The sequence below is a fragment of the Streptomyces azureus genome, assembly GCF_001270025.1.
GTDB classification, from domain to species: domain Bacteria; phylum Actinomycetota; class Actinomycetes; order Streptomycetales; family Streptomycetaceae; genus Streptomyces; species Streptomyces azureus.
In genome coordinates this window covers 1-13,692 of record NZ_DF968259.1, presented here as the reverse complement: position 1 = coordinate 13,692, position 13,692 = coordinate 1, and the positions used below count along the sequence as shown (strand labels likewise).

General features: G+C 72.0%; 15 protein-coding genes and 1 pseudogene. 6 read left to right on the top strand and 10 right to left on the bottom strand.

The genetic code is table 11. The features are described from left to right. From AOQ53_RS15600 to sigE, 3 genes and pseudogenes are all read right to left on the bottom strand, one after another. Window positions 1-514 (bottom strand): annotated as a pseudogene (locus AOQ53_RS15600) (protease); the annotation flags it as partial. 132 nt (window positions 515-646) lie between these two features. Continuing rightward, entirely contained in the window at window positions 647-1,696 is a 1,050-nt protein-coding gene (locus AOQ53_RS15595) for an anti-sigma factor family protein (protein WP_059417789.1), read from the bottom strand. Then, window positions 1,693-2,466, bottom strand: a complete 774-nt coding sequence (sigE, locus tag AOQ53_RS15590; protein WP_236711701.1) for an RNA polymerase sigma factor SigE — start codon at window positions 2,464-2,466, stop codon at window positions 1,693-1,695. Before sigE ends, AOQ53_RS15595 begins: the two co-directional genes overlap by 4 nt. A 162-nt stretch (window positions 2,467-2,628) precedes the next feature. On the opposite strand from sigE, the gene AOQ53_RS15585 reads away from it, so the two are divergent. Further along, window positions 2,629-3,327: an O-methyltransferase gene (locus AOQ53_RS15585; RefSeq protein ID WP_330219348.1), complete on the top strand. Its 699-nt coding sequence runs from the start codon at window positions 2,629-2,631 to the stop codon at window positions 3,325-3,327. Window positions 3,328-3,445: 118 nt separating this feature from the next. Here AOQ53_RS15585 and AOQ53_RS41065 read toward each other — a convergent pair whose 3' ends face one another. Beyond that, a complete protein-coding gene (locus tag AOQ53_RS41065; protein WP_003966491.1) occupies window positions 3,446-3,613 on the bottom strand; it encodes a DUF3117 domain-containing protein in 168 nt (55 codons plus the stop codon). A 385-nt stretch (window positions 3,614-3,998) separates the two neighbouring features. On the opposite strand from AOQ53_RS41065, the gene chcB reads away from it, so the two are divergent. Continuing rightward, on the top strand, window positions 3,999-4,802 hold the full coding sequence (gene chcB, locus AOQ53_RS15580) for a 2-cyclohexenylcarbonyl CoA isomerase (RefSeq protein ID WP_059417784.1): 804 nt from the start codon (window positions 3,999-4,001) through the stop codon (window positions 4,800-4,802). 15 nt (window positions 4,803-4,817) lie between these two features. Here chcB and AOQ53_RS15575 read toward each other — a convergent pair whose 3' ends face one another. Both AOQ53_RS15575 and AOQ53_RS15570 read right to left on the bottom strand, forming a co-directional pair. Next, complete coding sequence (locus AOQ53_RS15575; protein ID WP_059417782.1) at window positions 4,818-5,402, bottom strand: DNA-3-methyladenine glycosylase I; 585 nt, start codon at window positions 5,400-5,402, stop codon at window positions 4,818-4,820. After that, window positions 5,399-5,800, bottom strand: a complete 402-nt coding sequence (locus AOQ53_RS15570; protein ID WP_078945325.1) for a DivIVA domain-containing protein — start codon at window positions 5,798-5,800, stop codon at window positions 5,399-5,401. The genes AOQ53_RS15575 and AOQ53_RS15570 overlap by 4 nt, the downstream gene beginning before the upstream one ends. A gap of 135 nt (window positions 5,801-5,935) precedes the next feature. Here AOQ53_RS15570 and folP point away from each other — a divergent pair, with 135 nt between their 5' ends. Further along, a complete protein-coding gene (gene folP / locus AOQ53_RS15565) occupies window positions 5,936-6,796 on the top strand; it encodes a dihydropteroate synthase (protein WP_059417778.1) in 861 nt (286 codons plus the stop codon). 97 nt (window positions 6,797-6,893) lie between these two features. Here the strand turns inward: folP and AOQ53_RS15560 are convergent, their stop codons facing one another. Together AOQ53_RS15560 and dapE are read right to left on the bottom strand one after the other, a co-directional pair. Then, on the bottom strand, window positions 6,894-7,652 hold the full coding sequence (locus AOQ53_RS15560) for an LOG family protein (protein WP_020270827.1): 759 nt from the start codon (window positions 7,650-7,652) through the stop codon (window positions 6,894-6,896). 119 nt (window positions 7,653-7,771) lie between these two features. Then, on the bottom strand, window positions 7,772-8,851 hold the full coding sequence (gene dapE / locus AOQ53_RS15555; RefSeq protein ID WP_059417776.1) for a succinyl-diaminopimelate desuccinylase: 1,080 nt from the start codon (window positions 8,849-8,851) through the stop codon (window positions 7,772-7,774). A gap of 84 nt (window positions 8,852-8,935) precedes the next feature. Here dapE and AOQ53_RS15550 point away from each other — a divergent pair, with 84 nt between their 5' ends. Continuing rightward, on the top strand, window positions 8,936-9,919 hold the full coding sequence (locus AOQ53_RS15550; RefSeq protein ID WP_078945324.1) for a heavy metal transporter: 984 nt from the start codon (window positions 8,936-8,938) through the stop codon (window positions 9,917-9,919). 345 nt (window positions 9,920-10,264) lie between these two features. Beyond that, a complete protein-coding gene (locus AOQ53_RS15545; protein WP_059417772.1) occupies window positions 10,265-10,696 on the top strand; it encodes a hypothetical protein in 432 nt (143 codons plus the stop codon). 210 nt (window positions 10,697-10,906) lie between these two features. On the opposite strand, the gene AOQ53_RS15540 is transcribed toward AOQ53_RS15545, so the two are convergent. After that, complete coding sequence (locus AOQ53_RS15540) at window positions 10,907-11,998, bottom strand: bifunctional succinyldiaminopimelate transaminase/glutamate-prephenate aminotransferase (RefSeq protein WP_059417770.1); 1,092 nt, start codon at window positions 11,996-11,998, stop codon at window positions 10,907-10,909. Window positions 11,999-12,125: 127 nt separating this feature from the next. Continuing rightward, the gene (gene fdxA / locus AOQ53_RS15535; RefSeq protein ID WP_010047804.1) at window positions 12,126-12,443 is read right to left on the bottom strand and encodes a ferredoxin; all 318 of its coding nucleotides are present in this window, start codon (window positions 12,441-12,443) and stop codon (window positions 12,126-12,128) included. Between the two features lie 140 nt (window positions 12,444-12,583). On the opposite strand from fdxA, the gene AOQ53_RS15530 reads away from it, so the two are divergent. Beyond that, window positions 12,584-13,600: a GNAT family N-acetyltransferase gene (locus AOQ53_RS15530; protein ID WP_059417768.1), complete on the top strand. Its 1,017-nt coding sequence runs from the start codon at window positions 12,584-12,586 to the stop codon at window positions 13,598-13,600. Window positions 13,601-13,692: the final 92 nt, after the last annotated feature.

Sequence of the window (13,692 nt, the reverse complement as noted above, 5' to 3'; positions counted from 1 at the left end):
CGGGCGGGCCGGGCATGGCCGGCCGGTCCGCTGTCGTCACGCCGTGCGCAGGTGTCGCCGCCGGATGCTGCACCGGCGGCGCGGGCGCCCAGGGGCCGGGTTCACCGTAGGGCGGCGTGCTGTACGGGTCGGGATCGTGCAGTGGCTCGGAAGCACCGTCGACCGGCACGGCGGAGGTGGCGTTCCCGGCCTCCACCGCGCTCGCGGCAGGTCCGCCCTGGGCCGGTACGGCGGACGCGGCGGACGCGGCGGGCACACCGTCCTCGGCGCCCTCAGCGGGCATCCCCGCGGGCACCCGGGCGGGCTCGCCGTCGGCCGGTACCGGCTCGGGGCGCCTCAACTCGTAGTCGCCACCGTCGTCGGCCTGCCGCGCAGCGGGCCGCGCCAGCTCGAAGTCGCCGTCGGTGTCAGCCAGGCCCCCCGGGGCCGGCCCCGTACTCTCCGGCTCCCCCGAAAGGCCCTGCGGCCGAGGACGGCTCCACCACTTGGCCTTCGTGGGCTTCCCCTCGTTCATGCTCTCCCCACAGCCGCGGCACGGCTCGACGGCGGTAGCCGCAGTTCGTCGAATCGGCGCCACGGCCACGCCTCGGCCGCGGGCGCCACCCCCGGATTCAATCAGGTTCGCTCGCCGACGCGCAGCGGCCGGTCAGCGGGCCGTCCGGGAGGAGGCGGGAGGAGAGGGGGACGAGGTCGTGTCCGGGAGGGGCACGGCGAACAGGGGTGCCGCGATCTCGGGGACCACGGACCACGAGCTCAGGGCGGCCGGCGGGGCCGCCTCGAGCGGACCTATCAGCGGGGACACGGCGGCGGCACCGGCCATCACCGGGGCGGCCAGCGCGTGCACGGCGTGCTGCCCTGCGGCGGAATGCGGCACACCCGGCAGCAGGGGTGCGGACACCTCGGTCGGGGCGACCGGGGTGCGGCCGAGCACACTCTGGCCGTGCACCTGTCCGAGCAGCGGCCCCGTACCGCGGCGCCGCTGGGATTCGGGCTGCGTCGCGGCGCCCGTGCCCTGCGTGCGCATCGGTGTCACGTTGCTCCCCGTGCCGGAGCCGCCGCGGGCCTCCGTGTCGGTCGGGGTGCCGGTGGTGACGCCGCCCAGTGCGAGCGCTGCCAGGGACACGGCTCCGGCGGCCGCGAAGGCGAACCGCAGCCGCGAGGAGGATCTCTCGGGCTCGTGCCGGCCGACGTCGTGGATACGGAAGCCCCGGCTGCCCGCCGAAAGGCCCCGGCCGTCGGACGGCAGGCCTCGGTCGCCCGAGGGGAGGCCCTGGTTCCCCGCGGAGGACGGCAGCACGGGGACGTGCGGCCGGGCCGGGACGTACCCGAACTCGAGCCGGCCGCCGCGCTTCGCTCCGAAGGCCCCGGGCGATCCGAACCGTCCGGCCAGTCCGCCGGGCAACCCTCCCCCGCCCGGCGGTGTGGCATCACCCTCCGGGCCACCGCCCGCGGGTAGTCCCTGCAGGCGGGCCAGGAAACTCTCGGAGGGGGGCGGCGGGGCCGCCGCCGCGAAGACGTTCTTCAGCCGGCGCTGGGCGTCCACCTCCGCCTTGCACTTCGGGCAGGTGGCCACGTGCGCCAGTACGCGCTCACGCGCGTCATGACCGAGCTCTCCGTCCACCAGGGCGGAGAGTCGGTCTCCCAGGTGCTGCTCTGCGAGGTGTCCCTCGGAAGCTTTCGGCCGTGATCCGCTCACGCGCTCGCGCCCCCTCCTCCCAGTGCGGGAACACGGGGCACGAAGGAGCGGCGCTCGGCGCGCGCCTGAGGGGAGCGGTGCGCGAGGGCCTTGCGCAGCTGGGAGCGGCCACGGTGAATGCGCGAGCGGACCGTGCCGAGCTTGACGCCGAGGGTCGCGGCGATCTCCTCGTACGACAGTCCCTCGATGTCGCAGAGGACGACCGCGGCGCGGAACTCGGGGGCGAGGGTGTCGAGGGCCTGCTGGACGTCCGCGTCGAAGTGCGCGTCGTTGAAGACCTGCTGCGGCGAGGGCTCCTTGCTGGGCAGCCGCTCGGCCGCGTCCTCGCCGAGCGCGTCGAAGCGGATGCGCTGCTTGCGGCGGACCATGTCCAGGAACAGGTTCGTGGTGATGCGGTGCAGCCAGCCCTCGAAGGTGCCCGGCGTGTACGTCGACAGTGAACGGAAGACACGGACGAAGACCTCCTGCGTGAGGTCCTCGGCGTCGTGCTGGTTGCCGGTCAGGCGGTAGGCGAGCCGGTAGACCCGGCCGCTGTGCGTGCTGACGATCTCCTCCCACGTGGGCGGAGTCCACGCCTGCCCGTCCGCGTCGGTGGTGAAGGTCGCGGTCTGGGCGAAGTCAGCGGCGTGGCTGTGGTCAGCAGTGTCGTTCACGGATGTCGGCCTGCCCGCCGGGGATGTGAAGAAGCGCCGGAGCACTCCTCCTCTATCCACAGGCGCAGCCGCACCTCCCCTGTCAGCTCTGGTGGTGTCCAGTGGAGCCCCTACCATAGCCACCTCGCCCGTTAGGACCGGATAAGCGGTTTTACGAGAATTTGATCTGTGCTGATACGCCTCGTACTGCTGCGTCGGCACTTGCTCGGTGCCTCGATCCACTGCCTGCCCCCCGTCACGACCCGCGCCACTGGCTCATCCCTTTAAACGACCGGTCCCATCTGCGGGTTCCCGGGCCCAACGGATACAGTCACGCCCAGGCATTCACGGGGACAGGAGAGGGTCATTACCGGCAACCGGCAGACGAGCTGGGCGTTCGCCGACGCCTATGTCGCCGAGGACGACGCGCTGCGCTGGGCCCGCGACCGGGCCCGCGAGGCGGGTCTGCGCTCGGTGTCGCCCGGCACGGGCGCCGCGCTGCGGTTGCTGGCCGCCTCCGTCGACGCCAAGGCAGTCGCGGAGATCGGGACCGGCTGCGGCGTCTCCGGGATCCATCTCATTCACGGTATGCGCCCGGACGGGGTTCTGACCACCGTGGATCCCGAGCCGGAGCACCAGCAGTTCGCCCGCCAGGCCTTCCGCGCCTCCGGCTTCGCCAGCAACCGGGCCCGCTTCATCCCGGGCCGCGCCCTGGACGTGCTGCCCCGGCTCGCGGACGCGGGCTACGACCTGGTCTTCTGCGACGGCGATCGCCTGGAGGTCATGGACTACCTCGCTGAATCGTTGCGGCTGCTGCGCACCGGGGGGCTCGTCGTCTTCGAGGGCGCCTTCGCGAACGGCCGGACGGTGGACTCCGGTCCGCAGCCCACCGAGGTGCTGCGACTGCGGGAGCTGCTGCGCGCGGTGCGCGAGAGCCAGGAGCTGGTGCCGTCCCTGCTGCCGGTGGGCGACGGGCTGCTGTGCGCGGTGAAACGGTAGCCGGGTCGCACGTTAGTGGAGCGGAACCCGGGGCAGGCGAAAGTCATCGGTGAGAAAACAGCTGCCCCGGCACCTCAAACGATGCCGGGGCAGCTGAAAGGGTATGGTCGCTCGCGCGTCAGCCGACGACCTTCTTGAGGGCATCGCCCAGGGCGTCGGCCTCGTCCGGGGTCAGCTCGACGACGAGCCGACCGCCGCCTTCGAGCGGAACGCGCATGACGATGCCCCGCCCCTCCTTGGTCACCTCGAGCGGGCCGTCACCCGTCCGCGGCTTCATGGCCGCCATGCTCGTTCCCCTTCCTGAAACCCAGCTCATCGTCAAGGCCGACGGCCCCCTGAAGAAGGGCACAGTGCTGTCCTTGAGGCAGGACACGCGACACCGGCATCGAACACATTGCTTCCAAGCCATTATCCCGCATCTCAGGACCCGATGACCAACATCAGTCGGCATCGCTTGGGCAACGCACGCGAGCAAAACCACTCAATTCGGCGATGTGACTGCGATACTCCGCCACCGCACACACTTCCGCCGAACGGATCCGGACGATAATTCTTTGACGCAGGTCACATGTCCGGTCCGATCACGCGTCGGCGATCTCCGTCATGCTGTCCTCAGACCCGGGACGTACCGGCCGGTACGTCCCCGAGCGGCGACACGGAGGGGATACCCCATGGCCGACACCGTGCTCTACGAGGTGAGCGACGGACTCGCGACGATCACGCTGAACCGCCCTGAGGCGATGAACGCGCTGAACGTGGCGGCCAAGGTCGCCCTGCGGGAGGCGGTCCGGTCCGCGGCGGACGACACCGCCGTACGGGCGGTGCTGCTGACCGCCGCCGGTGACCGGGCGTTCTGCGTCGGGCAGGACCTCAAGGAGCACATCGGACTGCTGATCGAGGACCGGGAGACCGGTTCCGGGCAGACCATGAGCACGGTGCGGGAGCACTACAACCCGATCGTGCGGACGCTGGCCGAGGCCGCGAAGCCGGTCGTCGCCGCCGTGAACGGGGTGGCGGCCGGGGCGGGCTTCGGTTTCGCGCTCGCGGCGGACTACCGGATCGTGGCGGACACGGCCGCGTTCAACACCTCGTTCGCCGGGGTGGCGCTGACCGCCGACTCGGGGATCTCCTGGACGCTGCCGCGGGTGATCGGCCCCGGGCGGGCGGCCGACCTGCTGCTCTTCCCGAGGAGCATCAGCGCGCAGGAGGCCTACGAGCTCGGCATCGCCAACCGGCTGGTGCCGGCCGGCGAGCTGCGGGCGGAGGCCGAGAAGGTGGCGCGGGCGCTGGCCGAGGGGCCGACGGTGGCGTATGCGGCGCTGAAGGAGTCGATGGCCTACGGGCTGACGCACTCCCTGGAGGAGACCCTGGAGAAGGAGGACGAGCTCCAGACCCGGGCGGGCTCCTCCGAGGACCACGCGATCGCGGTGCAGGCCTTCGTCAACAAGGAGAAGCCCCGGTATCTGGGCCGCTGACCTGCTGCCACGGCGTCAGGTGCGACGCGCGGAGCAGGCCTGGAGGTGGTCGTCGACCAGTCCGCAGGCCTGCATCAGCGCGTACGCCGTCGTCGGGCCGACGAAGCGCAGGCCCCGCTTCTTCAGCGCCTTGGACAGGGCCGTCGACTCAGGGGTGACGGCCGGGACGTCGGAGAGCGCCTCCGGGACCGGGCGGGTGCCCGGCTCGGGGGCGTGCGACCAGATCAGCTCGTCCAGTTCGCCCGGGGCCCACTCGGCCAGGACGCGCGCGTTGGCGAGCGTCGCGTCGATCTTGGCGCGGTTGCGGATGATTCCGGCGTCGGCCAGGAGGCGCTCGCGGTCCTCGTCGGTGAAGGCGGCCACCGAGGCGATCTTGAAGTCGGCGAAGGCGGCGCGGAAGCCGGGGCGGCGGCGCAGGATCGTGATCCAGGACAGGCCCGACTGGAAGGCCTCCAGGCTGAGGCGCTCGAAGAGCGCGTCGTCGCCGTGGACCGGGCGGCCCCACTCCTCGTCGTGGTACGCCACGTACTCCGGGGTGGACAGGGCCCAGGGGCAGCGCAGCGCGCCGTCCGGGCCGGCGAGGGCGGCGCCGTCACTCATGGCCGGTCCTCCTGGCCCGGGGCGGGCTTGTCCATGGACACGTGGTTCTCAGCGCAGGTGTGGTTCTCCCTGGAGACCGGGCCGTGGCCGACGGCCGCCCGGGCGCCCGCCAGAGCCGACTCCAGGTCGGCGATACGGGCGTCACGCTCGGCGAGTTCGGCGCCGAGGCGGCTGAGGGCGTCGTCCACGTCCGCCATACGGTAGCCGCGGGCGGCGAGCGGGAAGCGGAGGCTCTCCACGTCGGCACGGTCGATCGGGCGGTCCGGGGGCAGCGGGTCCCGCAGCCGCTCGGGAGCGGCCTCGGGCAGCGGGCCGTTCTCGCCGCCGCCCACCACGGCGAGGGTCACCGCGGCGACCACGACGGCTAGCGCGAGGACCAGGAACAGGAACATAACCATCGCGGAGCCCCCACGGTCGGATGTGTCGGTGTCTTCGGACACGGATGGTGTCAGGCTCCGATCGTGCCATGCGACTCCGACGGTTAGGGTCGCAGGCGGCGGAAGACGGGGACGTACCAGGAAAGGTCACAGCGGATGCTCAGGCTGGGCAGGCGGGAATTCGGGCCGCACGAACCGGTGATCATGGCGATCGTGAACCGGACCCCGGACTCCTTCTACGACCGGGGCGCGACCTTCCGCGACGAGCCCGCCCTCGCGCGCGTGGAGCAGGCGGCGGCCGAGGGAGCCGCGATCATCGACATCGGCGGGGTCAAGGCCGGGCCGGGCGAGGAGGTCACGGCCGAGGAGGAGGCCCGGCGGACGGTCGGCTTCGTGGCGGAGGTGCGGCGGCGGTTCCCAGAGGTGATCATCAGCGTCGACACGTGGCGGGCCGAGGTCGGGGCGGCCGTGTGCGAGGCCGGGGCGGACCTGCTGAACGACGCGTGGGGTGGGGTCGATCCGGGGCTTGCCGCGGTCGCCGCGCGGTACGGGGTGGGGTTGGTGTGCACGCACGCGGGTGGTGCAAAGCCGCGGACCAGGCCGCATCGAGTGGAGTACGACGACGTCATGGCCGACGTCCTGGACGTGACGGTCGGGCTGGCCGAGCGGGCGCTGGCGCTGGGCGTGCCGAGGGAGTCGATCATGATCGACCCCGGGCACGACTTCGGGAAGAACACGCGGCACAGCCTGGAGGCGACCCGGCGGCTGGACGAGATGGTCGCCACGGGGTGGCCGGTGCTGGTGTCTTTGTCCAACAAGGACTTTGTCGGGGAGACGCTGGATCGGCCCGTGAAGGAGCGGGTGGTGGGGACGTTGGCTACGACTGCGGTGTCCGCGTGGCTGGGGGCACAGGTGTACCGGGTGCATGAGGTTGCGGAGACGCGGCAGGTGTTGGACATGGTGGCGGCGATCGCGGGGTGGCGGGAGCCTGCGGTTGCCCGGCGTGGGCTGGCCTAGGGCGTTGACCTGAGGTACCAGGGGGCTGCGCCCCCTGGGCCCCCGGCCTGTGCCCACCCGCCACCCGACTCGCTCGGCCAGGGAGCCCGGCCCGCCTCTACCTGCCCGCTTCCTTCGACACCAGTGCCACCGCCTCGTCCACGTCGTCCGTGACGTGGAACAGCAGGAGGTCCTTCTCCGCGGCCTTGCCCTGGGCGATGACCGTGCGGCGGAGCCAGTCGACCAGGCCGCCCCAGTACTCGCTGCCGAAGAGGACGATGGGGAAGCGGGTGACCTTCTGGGTCTGGACGAGGGTGAGGGCCTCGAAGAGTTCGTCGAGCGTGCCGAGGCCGCCCGGCAGGACCACGAAGCCCTGCGCGTACTTGACGAACATCATCTTGCGGACGAAGAAGTAGCGGAAGTTGAGGCCGATGTCGACGTACGGGTTCAGACCCTGCTCGAACGGCAGCTCGATGCCGAGGCCGACCGAGATGCCCTTGGCCTCCAGGGCACCCTTGTTGGCCGCCTCCATCGCGCCCGGGCCGCCGCCCGTGATGACCGCGAACCCTGCGTCCACCAGGCCCCGGCCGAGCCGGACACCCGCCTCGTACTCGGGCGAGTCCGCCGGAGTCCGGGCCGATCCGAACACGCTGATCGCGGGCGGGAGTTCGGCGAGCGCGCCGAAGCCCTCGATGAACTCCGACTGGATGCGCAGCACGCGCCAGGGGTCGGTGTGCACCCAGTCGGACGGGGCGCGCTCGTCCAGCAGCCGCTGGTCGGTCGTGCTCGCCTGTACCTGCCCCCGCCGCCGGAGGACCGGGCCCAGGCGCTGTTCCTCCGGCGGCTGCTTCTTCCCCTCGGGGTTGCCGGTCGCCATGTGCGCTCCCTCCGTCGTGCCGGTCGTTCCGCCTCAGCGTAGATCTACGCGGGTTACGAACGAGGGACGTGAGCATGTCCGCGATCGAGCGCCGTAAAACACGATGGCGTTCCGGCCGGTCAGGCCGTCAGCCAGGTCCGCAGGCGCTCCTCGCCCGCGAGGATCTTCGCGATCTCCACGCGCTCGTCCCGCTTGTGCGCCAAGTGGGGGTTGCCCGGGCCGTAGTTGACCGCGGGGACACCCAGGGCCGAGAAGCGGGACACGTCCGTCCAGCCGTACTTCGGCATCGGGGTTCCGCCCACCGCCTCGATGAACGCCTTCGCCGCCGGGTGGGACAGGCCCGGCATCGCGGCCGAGCTGTGGTCGACCACCTCGAACTCGTCCACGCCGCAGTCCGCGAAGACCTCCCGGACGTGGGCCACGGCCTCCTCGGGCGTGCGGTCGGGCGCGTAGCGGAAGTTGACGGTGACGACGCACTCGTCGGGGATGACGTTGCCGGCCACGCCCCCGGTGACGCCCACCGCGTTCAGGCCCTCGCGGTACTCCAGGCCGTCGATCACCGGCCAGCGCGGCTCGTAGGAGGCCAGGCGGGACAGGATCGGGGCGGCCGCGTGGATGGCGTTGGAGCCCATCCAGCCGCGCGCCGAGTGGGCCCGCTCGCCCTTGGTCTTCAGCAGCACCCGCAGCGTGCCCTGGCAGCCGCCCTCGACCTGGCCGTCCGACGGTTCCAGGAGGACCGCGAAGTCGCCCTGGAGCCACTCGGGGTGCGCCTCGGAGACGTGCTTGAGGCCGTTCAGCTCGGCGGCGACCTCCTCGTTGTCGTAGAAGACGAAGGTCAGGTCGCGGTTGGGGACCGGGACTGTGGCCGCGATGCGCAGCTGGACCGCGACGCCCGACTTCATGTCGCACGTGCCGCAGCCCCACAGGACGCCGTCCTCGTCGAGCCGGGAGGGGACGTTGTCCGCGATCGGGACGGTGTCGATGTGACCGGCCAGGATCACCCGCTCCGGGCGGCCCAGGTTCGTCCGCGCCACGACGTTGTTGCCGAACCGCTCGACCGTCAGGTGGGGCAGCGCGCGCAGCGCGGTCTCGATCGCGTCCGCGAGCGGCTTCTCGGTGCCGCTCTCGGAACGGAAATCGACGAGCCGGGCGGTGAGCTCCGCGGCGTCCAGCGTGAGGTCAAGTGAGGTGTCGGCCATGCCGTCGACCCTAACGCGCCAGGCGTGCGCACTCTGTCCACACCTGGCTCAAGGCACTCCGTACTCTCCAGTACCTTGTACGGCGTGCCAGAGCCGTCCTCTCCTCCCAAGCGTCGCGGCCGCCTCTTCCGATGCGGGTCCGCGTTCGTGATCCTGCTCGCGGTCGCCGGTTACCTCGTGGTGCAGTACGTCACCGGAGGCACAGGCGGACCGGGCTGCAAAGTCGTCTCCGGCAAGGGCGACGGGGCGTCGTACGAGTTCACGCCCGAGCAGGCGGTGAACGCGGCGACGATCGCCGCCGTGGGTGACGGACGCGGCCTGCCGGAGCGGGCCGTGACCATCGCGCTGGCGACCGCGCTCCAGGAGTCGGCCCTGCGCAACATCAACCATGGCGACCGGGACTCGCTCGGCCTGTTCCAGCAGCGGCCCTCGCAGGGCTGGGGCACGCCGAAGGAGATCATGGACCCGACGTACTCGGCCGGCGAGTTCTACGACCACCTGGTCAAGGTGCCCGGTTACACGCGGCTGCCGCTCACGGTCGCCGCGCAGCGCGTGCAGCGCAGCGGCTTCCCGCAGGCCTACGCCAAGCACGAGCCGGACGCGGCGCTGCTCGCCGCGGCTCTCACCGGGCAGTCCGCGGCCACGCTGACCTGTGAGGGCCGCCCGGCCGCGACCCGGGCGACGGGCCCGGACGGGGTGCGTGCGGCGCTCGTGCGGGACTTCGGGCGCGATGTGCTGGAGCCGGCCGGTGCGGAGGTGGGCCGCTCGCCGGCGGCCACGCCGACGCCGTCCCCGAGCGGTACGGGCGGGTCCGGCGGGCGGACCGTGACGCTGCCGGTAACCCCCGAGACGAGTTCCGCCGGCGGACGGAGCGTGGAGCAGCGCGGCTGGCAGCTGGCGCACTGGGCCGTGGCCAACGCCTCCGAGCTGCACATCGCGCGCGTCACGTACGCGGGGCGGGAGTGGGTCGCCGGGAACACCGCCAGCGAGTGGCGGGACGCCACGGCGAAGGGCACGGCGGGTGCGGAGCGGGACGCGGACGCCGTCCGTATCGTGACGATGGGCTAGATCGCGCAGGGGTACGGGGCTTCACCCCCGGGGGTTACCCGTACGGCGTGGTGGCGACGGTGTGCGCGGGTTTTCGTGTCCTCACCCGGAAACCGCGAGAACCCTTGGAAACAAAGGGCCGGAAGGATTCGGCGAGCTTTCCGGCGGGAGCCTCTTTGCCCGTCTTTATCCGCAGGCGATAATGCGCCGCATTACCAACTCTTTACGTTGCGGCGCCGCAACCTTCGCGGGCTTCGAGCGGTAGTCACTGCGTCCGAGCCGGGGAGATCAACAGCCAGTCGATCAACTCCCGGACCCGGCCGGACACTTCCCAACCTCACCGTTCTCTCCCGTCGAAGGAGCACCATGTCCCTCCCCCTGACCCGCCGGATCGCCCGTGCCGCGTTGATCGTCGCTGCGGGAGCGGCTGCCGGGGTCGGTGCGGCCGGCTCCGCCAGCGCGGCCCCTGAGCTGCCGGCCACCCCGAACCTCGGCGGGCTGACCGCCCTGGACGGGGCGAACGTCGGCGACACCGTCGACGGCGCGGCGCAGAACGTCACCAAGTCCGCGGGTGACACCGGCAGCAAGACCGTCAAGAAGGCGGTGCCGGCCGCGGGCAAGACCGGCGGCAAGGCGGTCAAGAAGACCACGCCGGTCGCGCAGAAGGCCGCCGGTGACGCGGCGGGCTCCGCCGGGCAGCTCGTCGGTGACGCGGCTGGTTCGGCGCAGGGTGGTCTGCCGACCGACTCCCTGACGAAGGGCGGGGTGCCGTCGGCTGACTCGCTGCCGGTTGGCTGACACCGGGTCTTGCCGCCGACGGGGTCCAGGGAGTTTCCCTGGACCCCGTCGGCTCGTGTGTGTCCGGGTCGGTGCGGCTGAGGTGTCTTGGCCGGTGCCCGGCGTTGTCGGCCGTGCCCACCCTCCCCCAGGCTCTCGGCTTCGCTCGAGCAGGAGGGATCCCCATCGCCCCAGCGGAACGACTGCCCGCAGCCAGGCCTGCCGCAGGGGTTACAGACGCTCCACCGCCGCCGCGACCCGCTCGTCCGTCGCCGTCAGGGCGACCCGGACGAACTCGGCGCCTGCCGGGCCGTAGAAGTCGCCGGGGGCGACCAGGATGCCTCGTTCGGCCAGGTGAGCCACCGTGTCCCAGCAGGATTCGCCTCGCGTGGCCCACAGGTAGAGGCTGGCCTCGCTGTGGTCGATGCGGAAGCCGTGGGCGAGGAGAGCCTCGCGCAGGAGGGCGCGGCGGGCGGCGTAGCGCTCGCGTTGGACGCGGACGTGGTCGTCGTCGCCGAGGGCCGCGATCACCGCTGCCTGGGTCGGTGCCGACGTCATCATGCCGCCGTGCTTGCGGATCTCCAGGAGGGGAGCCAGGACCGCGGGGTCGCCGGCCAGGAACGCCGCCCGGTAGCCGGCCAGGTTCGAGCGCTTGGAGAGGCTGTGGACGGCGACGATGCCCTCGTACGAGCCGCCGTTGACGTCCGGGTGCAGCACCGAGACCGGGTCGGCCTCCCAGCCCAGCTCCAGGTAGCACTCGTCGGAGAAGAGCAGGATGCCGTGTTCGCGGGCCCAGGCGACGATCCGGGTGAGCTCCGCCTTCGACAGGACCTTGCCCGTCGGGTTGGACGGGGAGTTCAGCCAGAGGAGCTTCAGGCCCTCGGGGTCCAGCTCCGTCGGGTCGTCGTAGACCACGTACTCGGCGCGGGCCAGTCGGGCGCCCACCTCGTACGTCGGGTAGGCCAGGCGCGGGTGGGCCACCCGGTCGCCGGGGCCGAGGCCCAGCTGGGTCGGGAGCCAGGCGACGAGCTCCTTGGAGCCGACGATCGGCAGGACGTGGCGGTGGGTGACGTCCCGGGCGCCGAGGCGGCGCTCGACCCAGCCGGTGATCGCGTCGCGCAGCTCGGGCGTGCCCCAGACGGTCGGATAGCCCGGGGAGTCCGCCGCGGCGACCAGCGCCTTCTGGATCAGCTCGGGGACCGGGTCGACCGGGGTGCCGACCGACAGATCCACGATGCCGTCCGGATGGGCGGCGGCCGTGGCCTTGAACGGCGTCAGCTTGTCCCAGGGGAAAGTCGGAAGACGGTCGGAGACTGCGGACACGGTTTCTGGCTCACTTTCTGGTACGTACGAGCCGTCGCGGCAAACGCCTCGGCCCCGTACGGCGACCAGGGCGTGATCGGGCCGTACGGGACCGAGGCGGCACGGATGTGCGGGCCGCTTGCGGTGACTAGGCCTGCGGCGGCAGCGCGGCGATGAAGGGGTGGTCGCGCTCGATCAGCCCCAGTTTGCTGGCGCCGCCGGGCGAGCCGAGCTCGTCGAAGAACTCGACGTTCGCCTTGTAGTAGTCCTTCCACTCCTCCGGAGTGTCGTCCTCGTAGAAGATCGCCTCGACCGGGCAGACCGGCTCACAGGCACCACAGTCGACGCATTCGTCCGGGTGGATGTACAAGGACCTGGAGCCCTCGTAGATGCAGTCGACCGGGCACTCCTCGATGCACGCCTTGTCCTTGACGTCGACACAAGGCTGCGCGATGACGTAGGTCACGCTGTCGTTCCTCCTCGATAGGGCGCTGGCGGGCCTCCTCAGGCTCCGCCGCCTGGCGCGCGGGAGCGCGGCGTCGTCGATGCCCGCCCCTAGTATCTCCGTTCCTGGGCATGATCCGAACAGGAGGGGTGAACTGACCTGTGGAAATCTCTGCCGCTGGGCGACTCGAGGTCCGTATCACCGCTGCTGACGTGGGCAAACGGGTCTCTGTACGGAGCTTGATCGAACATGAGGCTCCAGGTGAGAAGTTCACCGACACGGTCGGAGTTCTCACATCATGGGACAAAGGTGTGTTGCTGATCACACGCAGGAGTGGCGAGAACGTCCGCATCGCGGAATCCGCGCTGGTCGCGGGCAAGGTCGTGCCCGCCGCGCCGGCGCGGCGCCGCGGTCCGGCCGCCTCCTACGAGGAGCTGGCCCGGGTCGCCGCGCGCGCCTGGCGGCCCGTGGAGAGCGAGCGGCTCGGGGACTGGGAGCTGCGGGCCGCGTCCGGGTTCACGCGGCGGGCCAATTCGGTGCTGCCGCTCGGTGACCCGGGCGTGTCCCTCGACGAGGCCCTCGACGCCGTTCGGCGGTGGTACGCCGAGCGGGGCCTGCCCGCCTACGTCCAGACCGCGACCGGCGCCGAGGGCACGCAGGAGCTGCTGTGCGCGGAGCTGGAGGCGCGGGGCTGGGTGCGGGAAGTGACCGCCGAGGTGTGGGTCGGGCCGCTGGCACCGGTCGCCGACCTCGCCGAGCCCTCGGGGGTCGCGCTGTCCCGGGAGGCCGGCGAGGCGTGGCTGGCCCGGTACCAGCGCAAGGGCCTGAGCGAGGTCGCGTTGCGCGTGTTGGGGAGCGGACCGTCCGTGTGGTTCGCGACCCGGCCCGGTGCCGCGGAGGGGGCCGCTCCGGCCGCCATCGGGCGGTGTGTGGTCGACGGGCGGTGGGCCGGGTTCGCCGCCGTCGAGGTCGATCCGGAGCTGCGGCGGCAGGGGCTGGGCACGGCCGTGATGGCGGCGCTGGCCCGGCGGGCCCTCGACGAGGGCGCGTCGGCCGCGTGGCTCCAGGTCGAGGCCGAGAATGAGGGAGCGCGTGCGCTGTACGCCGGGATGGGTTTCGCCGCGCACCACGCCTACCACCACTACCGGGAGCCGGATGACCTCGACTCCGGCCGGTAACCGATCGTCGTGAGAGGGCACGAGCCAGCTATGCGTCCCCCGTATCCCCCCTCCCCCGAGCGTTCCGCCGAGCTGCGGCGGCGGTTCGCCGA

Excerpts from the sequence above, each read along its gene's own strand:
- sigE (WP_236711701.1), bottom strand. The coding sequence starts at position 2,466 with ATGGTAGGGGCTCCACTGGACACCACCAGAGCTGACAGGGGAGGTGCG.
- AOQ53_RS41065 (WP_003966491.1), bottom strand. The coding sequence starts at position 3,613 with ATGGCGGCCATGAAGCCGCGGACGGGTGACGGCCCGCTCGAGGTGACC.
- chcB (WP_059417784.1), top strand. The coding sequence starts at position 3,999 with ATGGCCGACACCGTGCTCTACGAGGTGAGCGACGGACTCGCGACGATC.
- AOQ53_RS15575 (WP_059417782.1), bottom strand. The coding sequence starts at position 5,402 with ATGAGTGACGGCGCCGCCCTCGCCGGCCCGGACGGCGCGCTGCGCTGC.
- AOQ53_RS15570 (WP_078945325.1), bottom strand. The coding sequence starts at position 5,800 with ATGGTTATGTTCCTGTTCCTGGTCCTCGCGCTAGCCGTCGTGGTCGCC.
- folP (WP_059417778.1), top strand. The coding sequence starts at position 5,936 with ATGCTCAGGCTGGGCAGGCGGGAATTCGGGCCGCACGAACCGGTGATC.
- AOQ53_RS15560 (WP_020270827.1), bottom strand. The coding sequence starts at position 7,652 with ATGGCGACCGGCAACCCCGAGGGGAAGAAGCAGCCGCCGGAGGAACAG.
- dapE (WP_059417776.1), bottom strand. The coding sequence starts at position 8,851 with ATGGCCGACACCTCACTTGACCTCACGCTGGACGCCGCGGAGCTCACC.
- AOQ53_RS15545 (WP_059417772.1), top strand. The coding sequence starts at position 10,265 with ATGTCCCTCCCCCTGACCCGCCGGATCGCCCGTGCCGCGTTGATCGTC.